Origin of the sequence: Sporosarcina sp. OR05, from assembly GCF_041414805.1 — a bacterium.
Taxonomy (GTDB): domain Bacteria; phylum Bacillota; class Bacilli; order Bacillales_A; family Planococcaceae; genus Sporosarcina; species Sporosarcina saromensis.
This window is the reverse complement of the sequence record NZ_JANKJL010000003.1, coordinates 15,567-30,984: the sequence shown is the minus strand read 5'-3', so window position 1 is coordinate 30,984 and position 15,418 is coordinate 15,567. Positions and strand designations below refer to the sequence as shown.

Below are 15,418 nucleotides of genomic sequence, written 5' to 3'. Positions count from 1 at the left end.
TTTTACTTCAAATACAGTTTCAATGCTTGTTGCAAGGAGCCTACGGTTTTCGTATTTGTATCAAAACGAACGCCTAGTTTGATGACACTGCGGACGACATCTGGTCGTAAACCGGTTATGACCGTATTACAGCCCATCATCGCAGCCCCGTCAATTATTTTCATGAGTTGGTCGACAACTTCCTCTTCCATTTCAGCAATACCAGATAAGTCAATGAGCAACGTTTGAATATGTAGCCTACTCACTTCCATCAGAACCTTTTCTTCCATCACTTTCGCCCTGAAATAATCCACTTCACCAATGATCGGCAAAATGCAGACAGTCGGTGTAATCGGAATGATTGGTACAGACAAATCTTCAACCAACTCTCTCTGTGCTTTTAGCAATGCATCTTTATAGGTAGAGTAGTTGATGAAGAACGCATTGAGGAATTGGTCGATATGATTATTAATGTGTTTTTCAAGTGTAAAAAAATTGATGTCCAATTGTTTTTCATGTAAATAGCGTTCAATAAAAATCCAAAGTGTCCGCCTAATTGCTTGCACCCATTCCAACTTAAACGACAGCGTCAATGCATGCGTCGCCCATAAAATCCCTTCCTGCTTTGCGAAATCTTGCAACTCTTCGCCTTTCCCTTCAAGCACACAATTGACCAATTTGTGAGCGTTATTGATCAAATCAATATTACCCACTTCTAAAATCTCGGTTATTTTGTCTTTTACCGTGACAGCTTGCGATAACAATTCGGCTTCAAAGCATTGTTTATTTCCTTGAAAATAGTCGTTAATTTCTTTGTTAGCAATTACAAAGTCCATCTAAGTCCCCCCCTAGGTTCTAATCCCGTATCTTTACATAACCGTTATGTATAGACGTTAAACCTCAATGTATTCAAAATTACTATATACGAAAAGCTGCCGATTTGACGAGTCGGCAGCTTCTGGGTTTATTTCCCTTTAAATTGTGGTTTGCGTTTTTGTATGAACGCTTGAATGCCTTCCAAATGATCTTCCGTTTGACGCATACGTACTTGTTGCTCACTTTCCATTGCTACTACTTTCTCTAATTCATCCATCTTTTGTGCGTGTAATATGTTTTTCGACGCTAGCATGGCTGCGATTGGCGCGTTGAGAAACTTTTGCGCAAGTGCAGTCGATGCACCCGAAGCTTGTCCGTCCGGAACGATTTCATCAACCAACGCAAGCGCTTTCGCTTTTTCAGCCGCCATCACTTCACCGGACCAAATGAGCTGTTTTGCCGTATTGATGCCGACGCGTTCTTTTAAGAAGAAGTGTCCTGCCCCGTCAGGCACTAACCCGATGCCAATGAAATTCATTGCCAATTTGCTCGATTCTTCCGCAACAATGACATCACAGCCAAGTGCAACACTGCAACCTAATCCTGCCGCAGCCCCATGAATCGATGCAATCGTAATTTGCGGCAACGAATAGAGCGCTTTCGCCAAACGTGATACATCGACCATTACACTCGCGATGTCCATCGGCGAATCCGGGTCTACCATCTTTTTAATATCTCCGCCTGCTGAGAAAGCCCTTCCTGCCCCTTCAATAATGAGCACCTGGACTTCCTCATCATTGTGCAAAGCTTCAAAAGCATCCGCTAACTCCTTCATCATCCGATCGTCCATCGCATTCATCGCTTCAGGTCGATTAAGTACTAAACGCGCTAAACGCCCCTCTTTTGTTAGTTCAATTGTCGTAAACATGCTCCATCCCTCCAATAATGAATAACCATTCATTAGTACATATTCGAGGAATGTTGTGGAACTCCTTCTTTCCGTCAAAAAGAAAATCGTAACCGGTTAAGCAGCGAACTGCTTGTCGGTTACGATTTTTTGCCCATCAGCGATCCAGCTCAACTGTGACCTTCTCAGGGAAAATGCGTTCAAGGTGTTCAATTTTCTTGTCAATATAATCTTCAAACGTCAAAATGTACGCTGCAGGATCTTTTGGATTTTGGAATTGAGTGATTTTCTCTGTCACTGGGTCCATGAACTTACTCGAAGCACCACACCCAATACCAATGATCGTTTGGACTTCCTCCATTATGATGATATTATAAAGGCTCTCTTCGCCCGGTTTTGCATACCCGACATTTTCCAAGTTGCCGAGAATGTTCTTCTGGCGATACAAATAGTATGGAACATAGCCATTTTCCTTCGTCCATTGTTCTCCCAATTGCATCATCCGTTCCACTGTTTCCCGGTCCGCCACTTTATACTTCTCTTTGTTCCTCGTCATTTCGGACGCACGTTTAAAAGATAATGTATGCACAGTCAAAGATTCCGGTTGCATTTTCTCAGTTTCTGTCAATGAATGCTGGAACTCTTCTACGCCTTCATTCGGTAAGCCAATAATCAGGTCCATATTAATGTTGTTCATGCCCATATTGCGAGACAACCAGAACTTGTCGATCGTCTCTTGCACAGAATGGTGCCGACCGATCGCTTTCAACGTTTCATCCGTATAGGACTGTGGATTGACACTGATCCGATCAATGCCCCACTTTTTTAATACGTCAATTTTCGCAGGTGTAATCGTATCCGGACGTCCTGCTTCAACCGTTATTTCACGCACTTCGTCCATATATGGAAAAGCGTTATACATCGTTTGATAAAGAGCGTCCATTTCATCTGCTTCAATAGAAGTCGGCGTCCCACCCCCAAAATAGATCGTCGTAATCTTTTTATCCCTTTGCGTCAACCATTTGCCAATTTCACGGATTTCTTCATGAAGGCCATCCAAAAACGACTCGACACGACCGTTTTTCCGATGAATGGCATACGCAGGAAACGTACAATACGCACACTTCGTTGGACAGAAAGGGATACCAATGTAAATACTCACTTCATCTTTAATAGCGTGTAAATCAGGGATGGCCTGTATCTGTACTTTCTCAATCTGTTCTAAAAGTGTACATTTTTCCTCAGCAATCCGATGGTTTTCCATTAAAATCTTTTTAACCTCTTCACAATTATGTCCAAGTTGACGATACTTATGGTAGAGCTTCATCGGACGTATTCCTGTCAGTATTCCCCAAGACTGCGTTGTGCCCGTAAGTTGTTCCAGCACATCTAAAAATACGTGGGAATACACCCGCTTCAACTGACGAGCTCTTTCTTTTTCAGTGAAGTTCATTTCGACTTGCTCTTCAAACGATGCCCAATACGCTTTGTCGTTCTGTCTAAGCTGGGCACTTCCTGAAAATCGGTTGTTCGAATCTTGCTCTACATGAACATCAACATAGATGCCATCCTCTTCCGTATCGAAACTGATCTTTGTCTCTTCAAAGAAAAGGTTGGCAAGATGTGTGAACATTCGAATCCAGTCTTGTTCAAATGGTTTTGATAGGATAATCTTTTGCATGTACGCTCCAACTTTCATTTATCATTGTTTTCATTTTACAACTTTCTAGGGGGAACTTCATTGGCTTTATTCACAAAGAAAAAAACAACCGTATCGTCATCACTACTCGAACAGGCACAACATGAATTACAACATGTGCATATTTCCCAAGACTTAGATGCAGATATACAATCTCAACTGTGCATGAGTAATATCCGTGAAATCGACTTAGCTGTTTTACGTATTCTCATTCCGTATGTCAAAGAGAATGCGTCCACTATTGTATCAAAATTTTACGCAAATCTCGAAAACGAAGTAGCGCTCAAAACCATCATTGCAAACAATAGTAGCGTTGAGCGACTGCGCATTACACTCGAAAAACACATCTCTGAAATGTTTAACGGGAAAATCGACAATGATTATGTACAAACACGTCATAAAATCGCGGTTATCCATGCAAGAATTGGTCTTGAGCCTAAATGGTATTTAGCTGCATTTCAAGACTTACTGAACAGCTTCTTTACCATTATTGAACAATCCGACTTAGCGGGGAATGACAAAGTGACCGCCATCCACTGCATTTCCAAAATCTTAAACTTTGAACAACAACTCGTGTTAGAAGTATATGAGCAAGCGCATGAACAAAAACTTGTAGATGAAAATGAAAAGAAAACGGCCTTAATGGACGAGATCCAACAAAGTTCTTCTGTCCTGTATGAAGTCATCGACAAGACAACGACTGAAGTGCAGCAGATGACAGAAGTGCTTGATAACCTCCATCATTTGGCGGATGAAAATACGGTGTTAGCAGATGAAATCACAAGCGCTTCCGAAACGGAACGCACTGCATTGCAAAAGACAGAAGGACAAAGTATTGAAATCCAGTCCAACATGGATTCCATCCGTGTACGCGCTGAAGAACTACGTACATTGACTGTAAAAATCGCATCCATCGCGCAAATTGTTACCGATATTGCAAACCAGACGAACCTGTTGTCATTGAATGCGTCCATTGAAGCGGCGCGTGCGGGTGAACACGGCAAAGGATTTGCCGTCGTAGCTGGAGAGGTAGGAAAACTTGCTGCGAATACGAAAGCTTCTGTTGAGGAAATCGGAATGATTTTAGAAGAAACGGATTCCAAAACGACAACGATTGTAAAAGAAGTCGGTGCGTTACAGACGTTAATTGATGAAGAACATAAGCAAATTGTACTTTCCAGTAATTCGTTTGCTTCAATCGTCGACTCGATGTCGAAGTTGCAAACGCGCAACGCTCAACTACATAAGGACGTTGAGAAGATTTTCACGTCCATCAAGTCTTTCCAAGAAAGCTCTGAGGAAATCAGTGCATCTGCACATGCGTTATCACAAATGTAATTGAAGAACTTTGAAATAATAAGAAACATCGTACAAACAGAAAAATGCATGACGGCGAATTTGCCATCATGCATTTTTTCTGTTTTTCTTTTTATTCATTACATCGTTTCATACAAATCTTGGACAGGTTTCATGAGAACGCGGTTTACTTCTTCTAGCAAGCCACTTAGTTTCATTTCCGCTTGAAGCATTTCCATGATTTTTTCGTTTTGTTGCGCTAATTGAGCCGTTTTCTGAGCATACTCCAATTCTTCCGGTGCAATTTCTTCGCCACGCATTTGTTTTTCTTGCAACGTCATTTGGATTTGACGGAAGCTCTTGAACAATTCCAACGCTTGCTCATCAGCTTTAACAGCTTCAATCGCTGTTGTCACTTCTGCAAATTCGTTCGTTTTACGGAACGTCGCTTCCAATCTGTTCAAGTCATCATAAATGTTTACGGTCATTATTAATTCCCCCTATATTATAGTGTAAAAAAGACGATCAATCCTTGGACAATCCCGATGACTCCACCTAATAGTGCGCCAAGTACGGTGATCATTTTAAATTCACGTCTTGAAATACCTAATACTAAGTCTTCCAGCACAGCGACTGGAAATGAATCGACTTGTTCTTTAACGATTTCATCGAGCTTCAATTTCTGCAGTGACAAATCCAATTGTTTCTCCGCTTGCATGAATCCAAATTCAACGAGCTTTGGTGTCACATTTTCAGCCGTCCACTTCGAACCATCCGGCCAGTAATCGTGCAGCGTCTTATTCAATCGTACGTCAACCGCCAATTCCTTTTTAACATATGCTCGAATCGACGTAAACAATCCATCCCAATTGAAATCCGCTAACAATTCTTCCATCGGCCGTTGCTGCAGTTTGAGAAATTCCTTTTCGAGCAACGTTGTAAGCATGGTTGCGGTGCCAGGTGCTTGAATGAATTTCAATGCTTCCTTTTGCACTTTTTCAACGAGTGAATTGGAATCTCCGAAAAACATATTGAGCATGCCACCAAATGTTCCTTTTGACTCCAAAAAGTCGTTGATCAACTTTTGAAACATCACTTTACCTTCATACGAATCGACATAGGATGCCGATTGTTCGAGTAAATAGGATGTGACAGTAGGAATTTTGTTTTTCAACTGTTCTTGCCATGCCACTGGAACGACTTCTTCAATCGTACCTGTCGTCAGTTTGTGCTTCACTTTGAACAACTGCGCATCTACGGTGTCAATGATTTTTTCTTCTGTTTTTGCAGCAAACGTTGTCGCACCAGCTGTTTGCAACCAATCATTCAATGTTTTGTCAGAATGCAAAATATGCTCGTCAAGCTTCCGTTGAAGGAATTGCTCCGCCTTCTTTTCCATTTCTGGCGTCAGCAACTTTTTTCTGAACATGTCAGGCGTCACTAAATAATTCGTAACTGTCTTCCCGAGTTGTACAGCCAATTCATCCCGACGTTTTGGAATTAATCCCGGCGTGAACGGAAGCCGCCACTTCCCAATATACTTCGCTTCATGCGGTCGAAAAAGCATCTTAATGGCAAGGTGATTTGTAAAACCACCAATTAACGCACCAATCATTGCCATGAATAACAATGTCCATATGAAATTCAATCGCTTCACCTTTTTCTAGTTCGTTCCGTTTCATTATAACAGAACGTTGTTCAATGGAAAAAGCATTCGCTAGCGCAAACGAAAATGACACCCTTTTTACAAATAATGTGCTATTGTGCAATAGTTTGATTTGTGTTATTTTTGAACAGTCAAAGACATTAGACACACCCATATAATCCCGATAATTTGGTTCGGGAGTCTCTACGGGGCAACCTTAATTGCCCTACTATGGATGGTCGTTCGGACAGATTTCTAAAGTGCTTTTGTAGAACAAAAGTGTTTTTTCATTTATCCGTGCAAACGAACCAGTTGTTTTCCGTAGAGAGATGGAGTGATGGAAGGAGAACAACATGGACATTTGGAAAGATATTTTGGCTGCTTTAAGTGGGGTTTTAAACGCCCTTCCCCAAGGTTTGCTCGCGATGACGTTTGGGTTCGCATCCGTTCCAACAGCATTAGCCTTCGTTGTCGGTGCGGTCGGGAGTGCTGCAACAAGTAATGTGGCAGTCATTTCCTATCAAGCGGAGACGATTACGTTAGCAGGAACAATGGGGAAAAATATGCGCGAACGACTCTCGATGATTTTCTTCGGAGCGGCGATTTTATTAGTGATTGGCCTTTTCGGTTGTTTAGAATCCCTTATTGATTGGATTGGTCCAATTATTACAACCGGGATGATGGCCGGTGTCGGTATCATGCTGACAAAAGTGGCTTGGGATATGGCCAAGAATGATCGAATCATCGGTATTACATCGATGGTGAGCGCACTCGTAACCTATTTCGCAACAAAAGATTTAGTTTATACAATTACTGCTTCTGTACTTCTTTCAAGTATCGTTTACACTTTCATAAAGAAAAAAGATGTGACAAATCCCGCTAACCATCTTATGAAAGAGGGCATGTTCAGACAAAAACTTGTCGTAAACCCTTCTGTCATTAGAGGTGCGCTAGCGATGGTTTGTTTAAATATCGGAGCAAATATTGCCTTCGGTAAAATAAATGGGGAAATTGCAAACACTGATGTAAACGTTGATACGTTAACGATTATTAGTAGTTTGGCAGATATGGCTTCTTCCTTTTTTGGTGGAGCACCCGTTGAAATCGTCATTTCTGCAACAGCAAGTGCACCACACGCCGTTTGGTCTGGTGTATTAATGATGGTCTTGATGGCAATCATTTTATTTGCAAAACTTCTTCCTAAGATTGGAAAGTTTGTGCCAAGTGCTTCAATCGCTGGATTCCTTTTCGTTTTAGGCGCGATTGTCACATTGCCTGGCAACGCAATTTCTGCGTTAACTGGTGAAGGAGCTGGCAACGGAATAGTTGGTGGCGTGACAATGATCGTCACGGCGATTACAGATCCATTCTTAGGCATGTTAGCGGGAATCATCGTTCAATTTCTTATGACCGTATTCGGATTTTAATTGGAGGGGTAACAGTTGAAAACATATACATTACAACTAGCTGGGATTGAAAGGGAGTTACCAATACTCCCAATTTCTGATGCATTGAGCATTGCAAGTTTTGTCATTTTAGGCGATACAGAAGTGGTGCGTAAAGCTGCACCGTTGTTAGCAGCGAAACTACCTGAAGTGGATGTACTTGTAACTGCAGAAGCGAAAGGAATTCCACTCATATATGAGCTCTCAAAGCAGCTCGACATGCCACGCTACGTCGTCGCCCGTAAAACGGTCAAACCTTACATGGAAGATCCTCTTGTGAATGAAGTCGTATCCATTACGACACAAAAAGAACAAGTCCTATGCCTCGACCGCAAAGACGCTGATTTCATGAAAGGCAAACGGGTTGCATTAGTCGATGACGTTATCAGTACAGGCGAATCGCTCCGTGCATTAGGCGAATTGGTTGAAGCAGCTGGTGCACACGTCATAGCAAAAGCAGCTATATTAGCCGAAGGCGATGCAGCAGAACGTGACGACATACTCTTCTTGGAGAAATTACCTTTGTTTCCTCATGAATAAAGATTAACGATAGATTTCATCTATCAAAAAGTAGCCGGCTATTACGATATAGCCGGTTTTTTGTTTGAAAGTTTATGTGCATGAGTTAAATGGAGAGTTTTGTGAAGCGAGCGTTGTGATACGACGCCTTTACGTTGTGATACGAACGGGTTATGTTGTGATGCGAACGGGTTACGTTGTGATGTGATGCGACGCAAGCATTGTGATACGACCTCGGTACGTTGCGATGCGAAGCCTTTACGTTGTGATACGAACGGGTTATGTTGTGATGCGACGCGAACGTTGTGATACGAACCCGATACGTTGTGATGCGAACCCTCTATGTCGCGTTAAGCAGCCAACTTTGTATTGCAATGCACAACCGTTAGAAAACCGCCCCACTTTTCCCAGTCATGCGGGCATACTTCAAATACATCGTCTACTGATCATCGCGATTCAGACGAACCCAAAAGAAAAAGTGACGTGTGCACCACGTCACCTTCAACGATTCATCCTTCTTCACTACATGTAAACTTTCCGTCTGCACCGATTTGTATGTGTGTGTCATTCCATGTAAACGCCAGTGGGAACGTCTCGGAAGTCTTTTTAGAAAAATACCACCGACGTCCTGTTGGCACGAGGACGATAAATGTGTCGTTACGCCCTAGAAAGTTCAACTCATCTGGATCTACTTCCGTTCCGCTACGAAGCGGAATCCCAACATCTTGCAACTCGTCTCCTACTTCCGCGACGTTCGGTGTCACGACGCCAACTTCACTTAAGCTTAAAAATGATTCCTTCGTTAAATCGCCGAATAAATCCCTTTTTCTCCGGCCGATTAATTCTACGATATTGCCTGCTGGATCTTCAAAATACATGGAGTCCGCATCGAAACTTGGGAAATATACTTCGTCTCTTCCCTCTTCCCGGTTAAACGTTACGCGATCTTGCATCCAATATTTCATCATGGAAAATTGGTTGCCTGGAATGTTAATGGCAAAGTGATAAAATGCAGGTTGCTCTGTTTGTTTGAATGTCAGATATGATGTCCCGACTCTGACTGTGAATTGTTCAGTAGTCGATTCTGTAATATCCAGCTCCAGCAAGTTCCCATAAAAACGCTTGAGTGCTTTCAACTGATTTGTATATAATGTCGCTGATTTAATCATCCCTATTTTCCCCTGTCTCTGTTTTCTATTTGCTCTTTATCCGAAACGTTAGTCATATGCGTACTAACAACATTGCTCAACCAAAAGATCGTTCATTAGTAAATACGATTTGTACTTTACGGATAAGCTTCAACATCATAATACTGCTTCGTCACTTTATTTAATATCGTCCTCAACTGGGTATCATTAAAGTTTTCACTATTTTGGGCGAATGCCTCCGAGCAACTATCCGTCACCTCAATGCCTGTATACAAAAGATTTACCATATCTGATTGTAGGCCGCCTGTTCCAAAGGTATGAATGCACGTTGGATCGATCGGGGTACGGTTTCCTGCTTGATCCACATAATAATATTGATCTGTCACTGTCCCATATTGCATATCTGGTTGTGATGTTGCAAAGTATCCATCCTCATTCATTGTATGTACCGCAAATCCTTTTTCGTATGTGAGGGGAGGCGCATTTTTCACATTGTAAACTGCAATTGCATAGCCTGTGTACGCTTCAGGTATTAAGTAGATTGCATTTGTTTCGCTATTTGCGCACCCCGTCAGAAAGATGGACATGCAGCCTATCCACAGGACAAATCGTTTCACAGCACTCCTCATTTCGATCATCCTTTTCAAATAGTCGTGACAGTTTCAAGAATTATTGGTAAACTACTATACAATTATCTTACCATATTCTACATACGAAAAAGGAGTGTTTGTATTGATTCGCTATCCAAAACCATTGCAAAAAGGAAATACGATTGGTGTAACTGCACCATCTTCTGGCGTAGATGAAGCCCTCCATCAGTTAGTTCATGATGCTAAACAGCAGTTCGAAAATCGTGGATACTCTGTAGAAGTTGGTGATACTGTTTGGACTCAACAGAAAGCAGCTTCAGCTTCTAAAGAGGTGCGTGCGGCCGAACTTATGGCAATGCTTAAAGATCCATCGATTGCAGCAATCATCCCTCCTTGGGGTGGGGAACTGCTGATGGAAATCCTCCCTCTTTTGGATTGGGATGAAGTTGAACCGAAATGGCTCCTAGGTTACTCGGATTCAAGTACTTTGTTATTCGCTCTTACGATTAAAACTGGGATTGCTACTGCACATGGACCCAATTTAGTCGAAATGAGAAGTGATGAATGGGAACCCGTCGCAAGTAAGTTTTTGGACGTACTCCATGCTGCTCCTGACGCGACTATTTACCAAACGTCCTCTACGAAATACCAGTCCCAATGGCAACATGACGCTCCGAACGATCCTTATGTGTACAAACTGAATACCGATACAAAGTGGAAGGTGATCGGTGAGGATACGATTGAAATGAAAGGTCGGTTATTAGGAGGATGTATTGATACAATTCGTCACTTAGTAGGTACGCCGTATGGAGACGTCGCTTCATTTCAAAAGAATTACGTAAACGATGAGCCGATTATTTGGTATCTAGAAAATTGTGAACTGACTAGTACTGATCTTCATCGATCCCTTCTTCAATTACACTACGCTGGCTGGTTTGCCAATGCGGCAGGAATCGTATTTGGACGCTCCCCTGCTGGTCAAGAAGTTAAAGGTTTTACTGTTTTTGATTCGATGGAAAGAATTCAAGAGTTGACAGGTTTGCCAATTATTTATGATGCTGATGTCGGACATGTACCGCCGCAAATTACATTTGTGAATGGTGCATATGGTGTTGTAACTGTTGCGCATGGGAAAGGACAAGTTGAGATCCGTTTTAGTTAGACTGTCTAAAGGAGGACTAGAAAATTGACCATTTCATTCCATTCACACGAAGAATTTTTCACCTTTCATGACCCTTTACAAAATGGCGACCTGATTGACCGGAAGACGGAAATCCGGTTTGACCCGTTAACGGGCGAGTCGTCACGCATTATTTATGATATGGGTGCACCCTTTGTTCCAAAGGATTATGCAGAGCTCGCAAAATTGACAGAAGGCGAGAAGTGTCCGTTTTGCACGCCGAATGTGTTGACCAGCACGCCCCGTTTTCCGGATGAACTCGTTGAAGGTGGGCGTTTCATTCACGATCAAGCGGTCGTTTTCCCGAATTTGTTTCCATATAGTAAACATAATGCTGTTGTCCGGATGGCCGATCAGCATTATGTAACGCTTGAACAATTCACAACCGACTTGATAACCAATGCATGTAAAGCTGCTCATCAATACATTGAAAACATTGTAGAGTTTGATCCGCAAACAAAATATGTGTCCGTCAACTGGAATTATATGCCCCCATCTGGCGGCAGTATCGTTCACCCGCATCTCCATGTCCTGGCTTCCGAACAACCGACGAATTATCAAGCAGTCATTACGGAAAAAAGCAAAGAGTATTATGCGAAAAACGGTGAAAACTACTACTTGGCACTTGCGGAAAAAGAACAGTCTCTCGGTGAGCGTTGGATAGGAGAAACAGGCACAATTCGTTGGGTTCATGCATATGCACCGAAAAGTCATATGGATTTCATCGGCATGACGAAAGCTGCTTCTCTTCAGCATCTTACGGATGAGGATTATGAGAATTTAGCCGACGGTCTCCTTCGTTTCTTCACGTATTTCACTGCTGTCGGAATTGGAAGTTTCAACCTTGCACTCTGTATCCCGATTCAAGCGAGCGAAGCTGAAACCGTTCATCTACGCCTGCTCCCTCGCATGACAGTTGGTATGCTTGAATCGAGTGACTGCAATGTGTTTAACTATTTACATGCAGAGCCACTTTCACTAAAAGTCCCTGAACAGGTGACGAAGGAAGTGCAGCGTTTTTTCATAGAAGGGAAGTAAATCTATTTTGAATAAAACAGTAGTCGACCACGTAGGACGAACTGTCACGTATACGTATCCGCCTAAACGAATCGTTTCGTTATGCCCCGGCATCACAGATACACTTTTTGCGCTTAACCTTGAACAAGAAATTGTCGGTCGAACGAAGTATTGTATTTATCCGAAAGGGAAAGTTGAAGAAGTCCCTGTTGTCGGCGGAACAAAAAATGTGAAGCTAGCCGCCATTCAAGACGTTGCACCTGATTTAATTATTGTAGAAAAAGAGGAAAATACGAAAGAAATCGTTGAAGAACTTGAACAATACTTCCCTGTCTATGTCGCAGAAGTGCAAACGATTGAGGAAGCGTACGCGATGATCGAGGAAATGGGTGAATTGACGGACCGAGAAAACGCCGCAATATCACTTATTCAATCTACACGCAATGCTTTTGAGAAGTTGCCGCTGGGAGCTGGAAAACGGGCAGCGTATGTCATTTGGCGCAAGCCGTATATGGTCGTCGGAAAAGATACGTACATTCAATCGTTGCTGGACAGACTCGGGTTCACCAATCCCTTCGTCCAACACGAAGGCAGATATCCCGCCGTCACAATCGAAGACTTTCAACAAGCGAATCTGGATGTGTTACTGCTCGCTTCGGAACCATTTCCTTACACGGAAAAACATATCCCGGAATTCAACGCTTTTCTTCCAGACGTCCAAATTGAACTCGTCGACGGTGAAATGTTTTGGTATGGCCCGAGAATGCTAGAAGCTGCACACTATCTTGCTGAAAAAATGTCCAAAAAAAACACGGGAGCATCTAAGTAGATGGTCTCGTGTTTAGCTTCATCTTAATGAATTGTAAATCGTCGACATCCGAATTGCATGCTCCATTTCATCATGCATGGCGATGAAGAGCGGATTGTATGCTTGTTGAATCGGAATCGTCAACAACATTTCTTTGTACATTTCTACCGCTTCAAGCTCATCCACTAATGCTTGCTTTACGCATTCTTTGAAATTGTAGCATGGAATCGGCTTCTTCGGGTTTTGAACAAATGTCCCCGTCAACATATAATAGAGTTGTTGGAACATTTCATAATGGCTCTTTTCATCTTCAATCATATGTTGGATGAAATCACGCCAAAGCGGGTCTTTTGTCTGTTCATACATGGACTTGTAAAAGTGATAGTCTTTGTATTCGTTCTGAATCGCTTGTTTTAATTGATCGACAAACACGTCAGCACCCTTTCGCATGTTTTATTCACCTTATGCGCGCAAGGACTGTCATATGAAAGGAGCAGGTCAATGTTACAGCATTTTCGTTTTACGCCAATGTTTGCAGGGGGCAATTTACCTGGATGGACGTTTTCATTTTTTTATCAACAAGAACGCTTCACAGGGGAGTATATGCCTGACGGTACGATAAAGTGGACAAGTGATGTGCCTTCTGATGAAGAAAATGTCAAAAAAATGATTCACGAACTCATGACTTTCCACGTATATGAATGAAAGGTGCTTTTCCGCATATACTAAGCTCCGATATGAAGGAGGCGATTCGTGTGGATAAAGAAAAAACACCTGAACAATTGAAAAAAGAGAAAGACCAGATGAAGATTGAGAACCAAAAAACCGAGAATGTGTTTGAGGATAAAAGCCGCGTCCCGAACGAGCAGAACGCTTGGAAAGAAACGCAGTATAATAGAGGTCAATGAACAACGAAACCGCGTCGTATCTAGCCTATGTACTAGACACTTCGCGGTTTTCATGCATCTTGCAATTTCCTTCTACCGAAGATGAAATAGTAATACAGCGAAGAAATAACGTACAAAGCAGCTGTAATTGTGAATGCATACGCATACCCCCAATAACTCCCTTGTGCAACGACTAATCCTGTTGCAACTGGACCCATCGTCGCCCAGCCTATGTTAAAAACGGTTTGGTTCATTGAATTTGCCAGCCCTTTGTATTTATCCGATACAACTTCCATTGCCACTGCACTTTGCAAGGGACCTCCGGCATTCATCAAAGCCTGCCTCAACAGAAACCCTAACGAAGCAAGCCAAAGCGAAGTTGAATAAGCGGTCAATAAAAGGAAAGGGATAGACAGCAATTGAAACAGGATGAGTGCCTTCACTTTCCCCACCCGCCTCGACAACGCAGGGCCAATCATAACCGCCACTGCTGTCATTGCTGAGCCAAGTGATAAAACGAAGCCGATATAACTGTTGGATGCCCCAAAACGGTTCGCAAAATACAAATTCAAATACGGTACGACCAAGCCAGAACCAAAGCCGATCAACAAGCTGGCAAAGGAAAAATGGAAGATGACAAGAAGGTTCCGTTTCAGACTGTCCTCACCTGTTGATACACCCTCAATCCGTTTTGTTTTCACAGGTTCAGTCGGCTTCTCTTGTAAGCGGAAAAAAGGAAATAATCCAATTGTGAAGATACTTGCGCCGATAAGCAACGACGACCGAATTGCTTCGACGGTAGATAGGGCTAAAGCAGTTTCCAACAAATCTGCAATCATCCCGCCAGACAAACTGCCAACGACGTTTGCAACGGTTACAATCGCAAAATTGATACTAAACAGATGCACGCGTTCACCGGGTGTGGAGTTTTCAGCTAAGAACGGAATGCCTGACACTTGAACGAATGCCATGAATAAACCCGTCAGTAACGCAGCAACGACAATCGGCGTTTCCATCACCGCGATACTTCGATAGAACAATGTCCCCGCAGTTAACAATGTTCCACCAAAAATGAGCCACTTACGCCCCAGTCGATCACTGACAAAACCTGCTGGCACAAGAATGATTGCCAACGCCAATGCGGTCATGGAAATGACTTTTCCATTCACTGTTTCCGGCATCCCTAACTCCCGAATGTACAAATTGTACATGACCATGAAAACACCCATGCCAATTTGAACAAGCACGTTTCCTAGCATGAACAACTTTACATTCCGATTGAAGGCGGTTACTTGTCTTTTCCACTCAATGAACCATTTCATTCAATTCTCCAACTTTCCGTACACTACTATTTCGATACACTAAATATACGGGTTGCTGAACTATTATGCAATGCATTTTTCAAACTATTTCAAGAAACAAAAAAGAAGTCTCTACGATTTTAGTGACTTCAATCAGATCATCTATTCATTTACCTCACCT

General features: G+C 42.5%; 17 protein-coding genes and 1 riboswitch. Of the genes, 8 read left to right on the top strand and 9 right to left on the bottom strand.

Annotation, left to right across the window (positions count from 1 at the left end):
• Positions 1-2: 2 nt before the first annotated feature.
• The 3 genes from NRI27_RS07165 to NRI27_RS07155 form a co-directional block, all read right to left on the bottom strand.
• Entirely contained in the window at positions 3-815 is an 813-nt protein-coding gene (locus NRI27_RS07165) for an STAS domain-containing protein (RefSeq protein ID WP_317946296.1), read from the bottom strand.
• Positions 816-943: 128 nt separating this feature from the next.
• Positions 944-1,723 (bottom strand): enoyl-CoA hydratase, encoded by a 780-nt coding sequence (locus NRI27_RS07160; RefSeq protein WP_317946297.1) that lies wholly within the window; start codon positions 1,721-1,723, stop codon positions 944-946.
• Positions 1,724-1,859: 136 nt separating this feature from the next.
• On the bottom strand, positions 1,860-3,383 hold the full coding sequence (locus NRI27_RS07155; protein WP_371390098.1) for a coproporphyrinogen III oxidase: 1,524 nt from the start codon (positions 3,381-3,383) through the stop codon (positions 1,860-1,862).
• 60 nt (positions 3,384-3,443) lie between these two features.
• On the opposite strand from NRI27_RS07155, the gene NRI27_RS07150 reads away from it, so the two are divergent.
• Positions 3,444-4,739, top strand: coding sequence for a protoglobin domain-containing protein (locus NRI27_RS07150; RefSeq protein WP_371390097.1), 1,296 nt, complete (start codon positions 3,444-3,446; stop codon positions 4,737-4,739).
• 98 nt (positions 4,740-4,837) lie between these two features.
• Here the strand turns inward: NRI27_RS07150 and NRI27_RS07145 are convergent, their stop codons facing one another.
• Complete coding sequence (locus tag NRI27_RS07145; RefSeq protein ID WP_317946300.1) at positions 4,838-5,185, bottom strand: YlbF family regulator; 348 nt, start codon at positions 5,183-5,185, stop codon at positions 4,838-4,840.
• Positions 5,186-5,202: 17 nt separating this feature from the next.
• A complete protein-coding gene (locus NRI27_RS07140) occupies positions 5,203-6,354 on the bottom strand; it encodes a DUF445 domain-containing protein (RefSeq protein WP_371390096.1) in 1,152 nt (383 codons plus the stop codon).
• Between the two features lie 139 nt (positions 6,355-6,493).
• Positions 6,494-6,594, top strand: a riboswitch (purine riboswitch).
• A gap of 101 nt (positions 6,595-6,695) precedes the next feature.
• Between NRI27_RS07140 and NRI27_RS07135 the strand changes: the two genes are divergently transcribed.
• Together NRI27_RS07135 and NRI27_RS07130 are read left to right on the top strand one after the other, a co-directional pair.
• The gene (locus NRI27_RS07135; RefSeq protein ID WP_371390095.1) at positions 6,696-7,769 is read left to right on the top strand and encodes a SulP family inorganic anion transporter; all 1,074 of its coding nucleotides are present in this window, start codon (positions 6,696-6,698) and stop codon (positions 7,767-7,769) included.
• Between the two features lie 15 nt (positions 7,770-7,784).
• On the top strand, positions 7,785-8,327 hold the full coding sequence (locus tag NRI27_RS07130) for a phosphoribosyltransferase family protein (RefSeq protein WP_371390094.1): 543 nt from the start codon (positions 7,785-7,787) through the stop codon (positions 8,325-8,327).
• Positions 8,328-8,815: 488 nt separating this feature from the next.
• On the opposite strand, the gene NRI27_RS07125 is transcribed toward NRI27_RS07130, so the two are convergent.
• A complete protein-coding gene (locus tag NRI27_RS07125) occupies positions 8,816-9,475 on the bottom strand; it encodes a glyoxalase (RefSeq protein ID WP_371390093.1) in 660 nt (219 codons plus the stop codon).
• A 116-nt stretch (positions 9,476-9,591) separates the two neighbouring features.
• Positions 9,592-10,083, bottom strand: coding sequence for a DUF6843 domain-containing protein (locus NRI27_RS07120; protein ID WP_371390092.1), 492 nt, complete (start codon positions 10,081-10,083; stop codon positions 9,592-9,594).
• A gap of 94 nt (positions 10,084-10,177) precedes the next feature.
• Between NRI27_RS07120 and NRI27_RS07115 the strand changes: the two genes are divergently transcribed.
• From NRI27_RS07115 to NRI27_RS07105, 3 genes are read left to right on the top strand one after another with little or no spacing between them, the layout of a single operon-like run.
• Positions 10,178-11,206, top strand: coding sequence for a S66 family peptidase (locus NRI27_RS07115; RefSeq protein ID WP_371390091.1), 1,029 nt, complete (start codon positions 10,178-10,180; stop codon positions 11,204-11,206).
• A 24-nt stretch (positions 11,207-11,230) separates the two neighbouring features.
• Positions 11,231-12,262, top strand: coding sequence for a hypothetical protein (locus NRI27_RS07110; RefSeq protein WP_371390089.1), 1,032 nt, complete (start codon positions 11,231-11,233; stop codon positions 12,260-12,262).
• A gap of 7 nt (positions 12,263-12,269) precedes the next feature.
• Positions 12,270-13,070: a helical backbone metal receptor gene (locus NRI27_RS07105; RefSeq protein WP_371390088.1), complete on the top strand. Its 801-nt coding sequence runs from the start codon at positions 12,270-12,272 to the stop codon at positions 13,068-13,070.
• A gap of 18 nt (positions 13,071-13,088) precedes the next feature.
• Here the strand turns inward: NRI27_RS07105 and NRI27_RS07100 are convergent, their stop codons facing one another.
• Positions 13,089-13,499: a ferritin-like domain-containing protein gene (locus NRI27_RS07100; protein WP_317946316.1), complete on the bottom strand. Its 411-nt coding sequence runs from the start codon at positions 13,497-13,499 to the stop codon at positions 13,089-13,091.
• Between the two features lie 51 nt (positions 13,500-13,550).
• Here NRI27_RS07100 and NRI27_RS07095 point away from each other — a divergent pair, with 51 nt between their 5' ends.
• Together NRI27_RS07095 and NRI27_RS07090 are read left to right on the top strand one after the other, a co-directional pair.
• Positions 13,551-13,754: a YheE family protein gene (locus NRI27_RS07095; RefSeq protein WP_317946318.1), complete on the top strand. Its 204-nt coding sequence runs from the start codon at positions 13,551-13,553 to the stop codon at positions 13,752-13,754.
• 50 nt (positions 13,755-13,804) lie between these two features.
• On the top strand, positions 13,805-13,957 hold the full coding sequence (locus tag NRI27_RS07090; protein ID WP_317946320.1) for a hypothetical protein: 153 nt from the start codon (positions 13,805-13,807) through the stop codon (positions 13,955-13,957).
• A gap of 50 nt (positions 13,958-14,007) precedes the next feature.
• On the opposite strand, the gene NRI27_RS07085 is transcribed toward NRI27_RS07090, so the two are convergent.
• Positions 14,008-15,258, bottom strand: coding sequence for an MFS transporter (locus tag NRI27_RS07085; RefSeq protein WP_371390086.1), 1,251 nt, complete (start codon positions 15,256-15,258; stop codon positions 14,008-14,010).
• Positions 15,259-15,418: the final 160 nt, after the last annotated feature.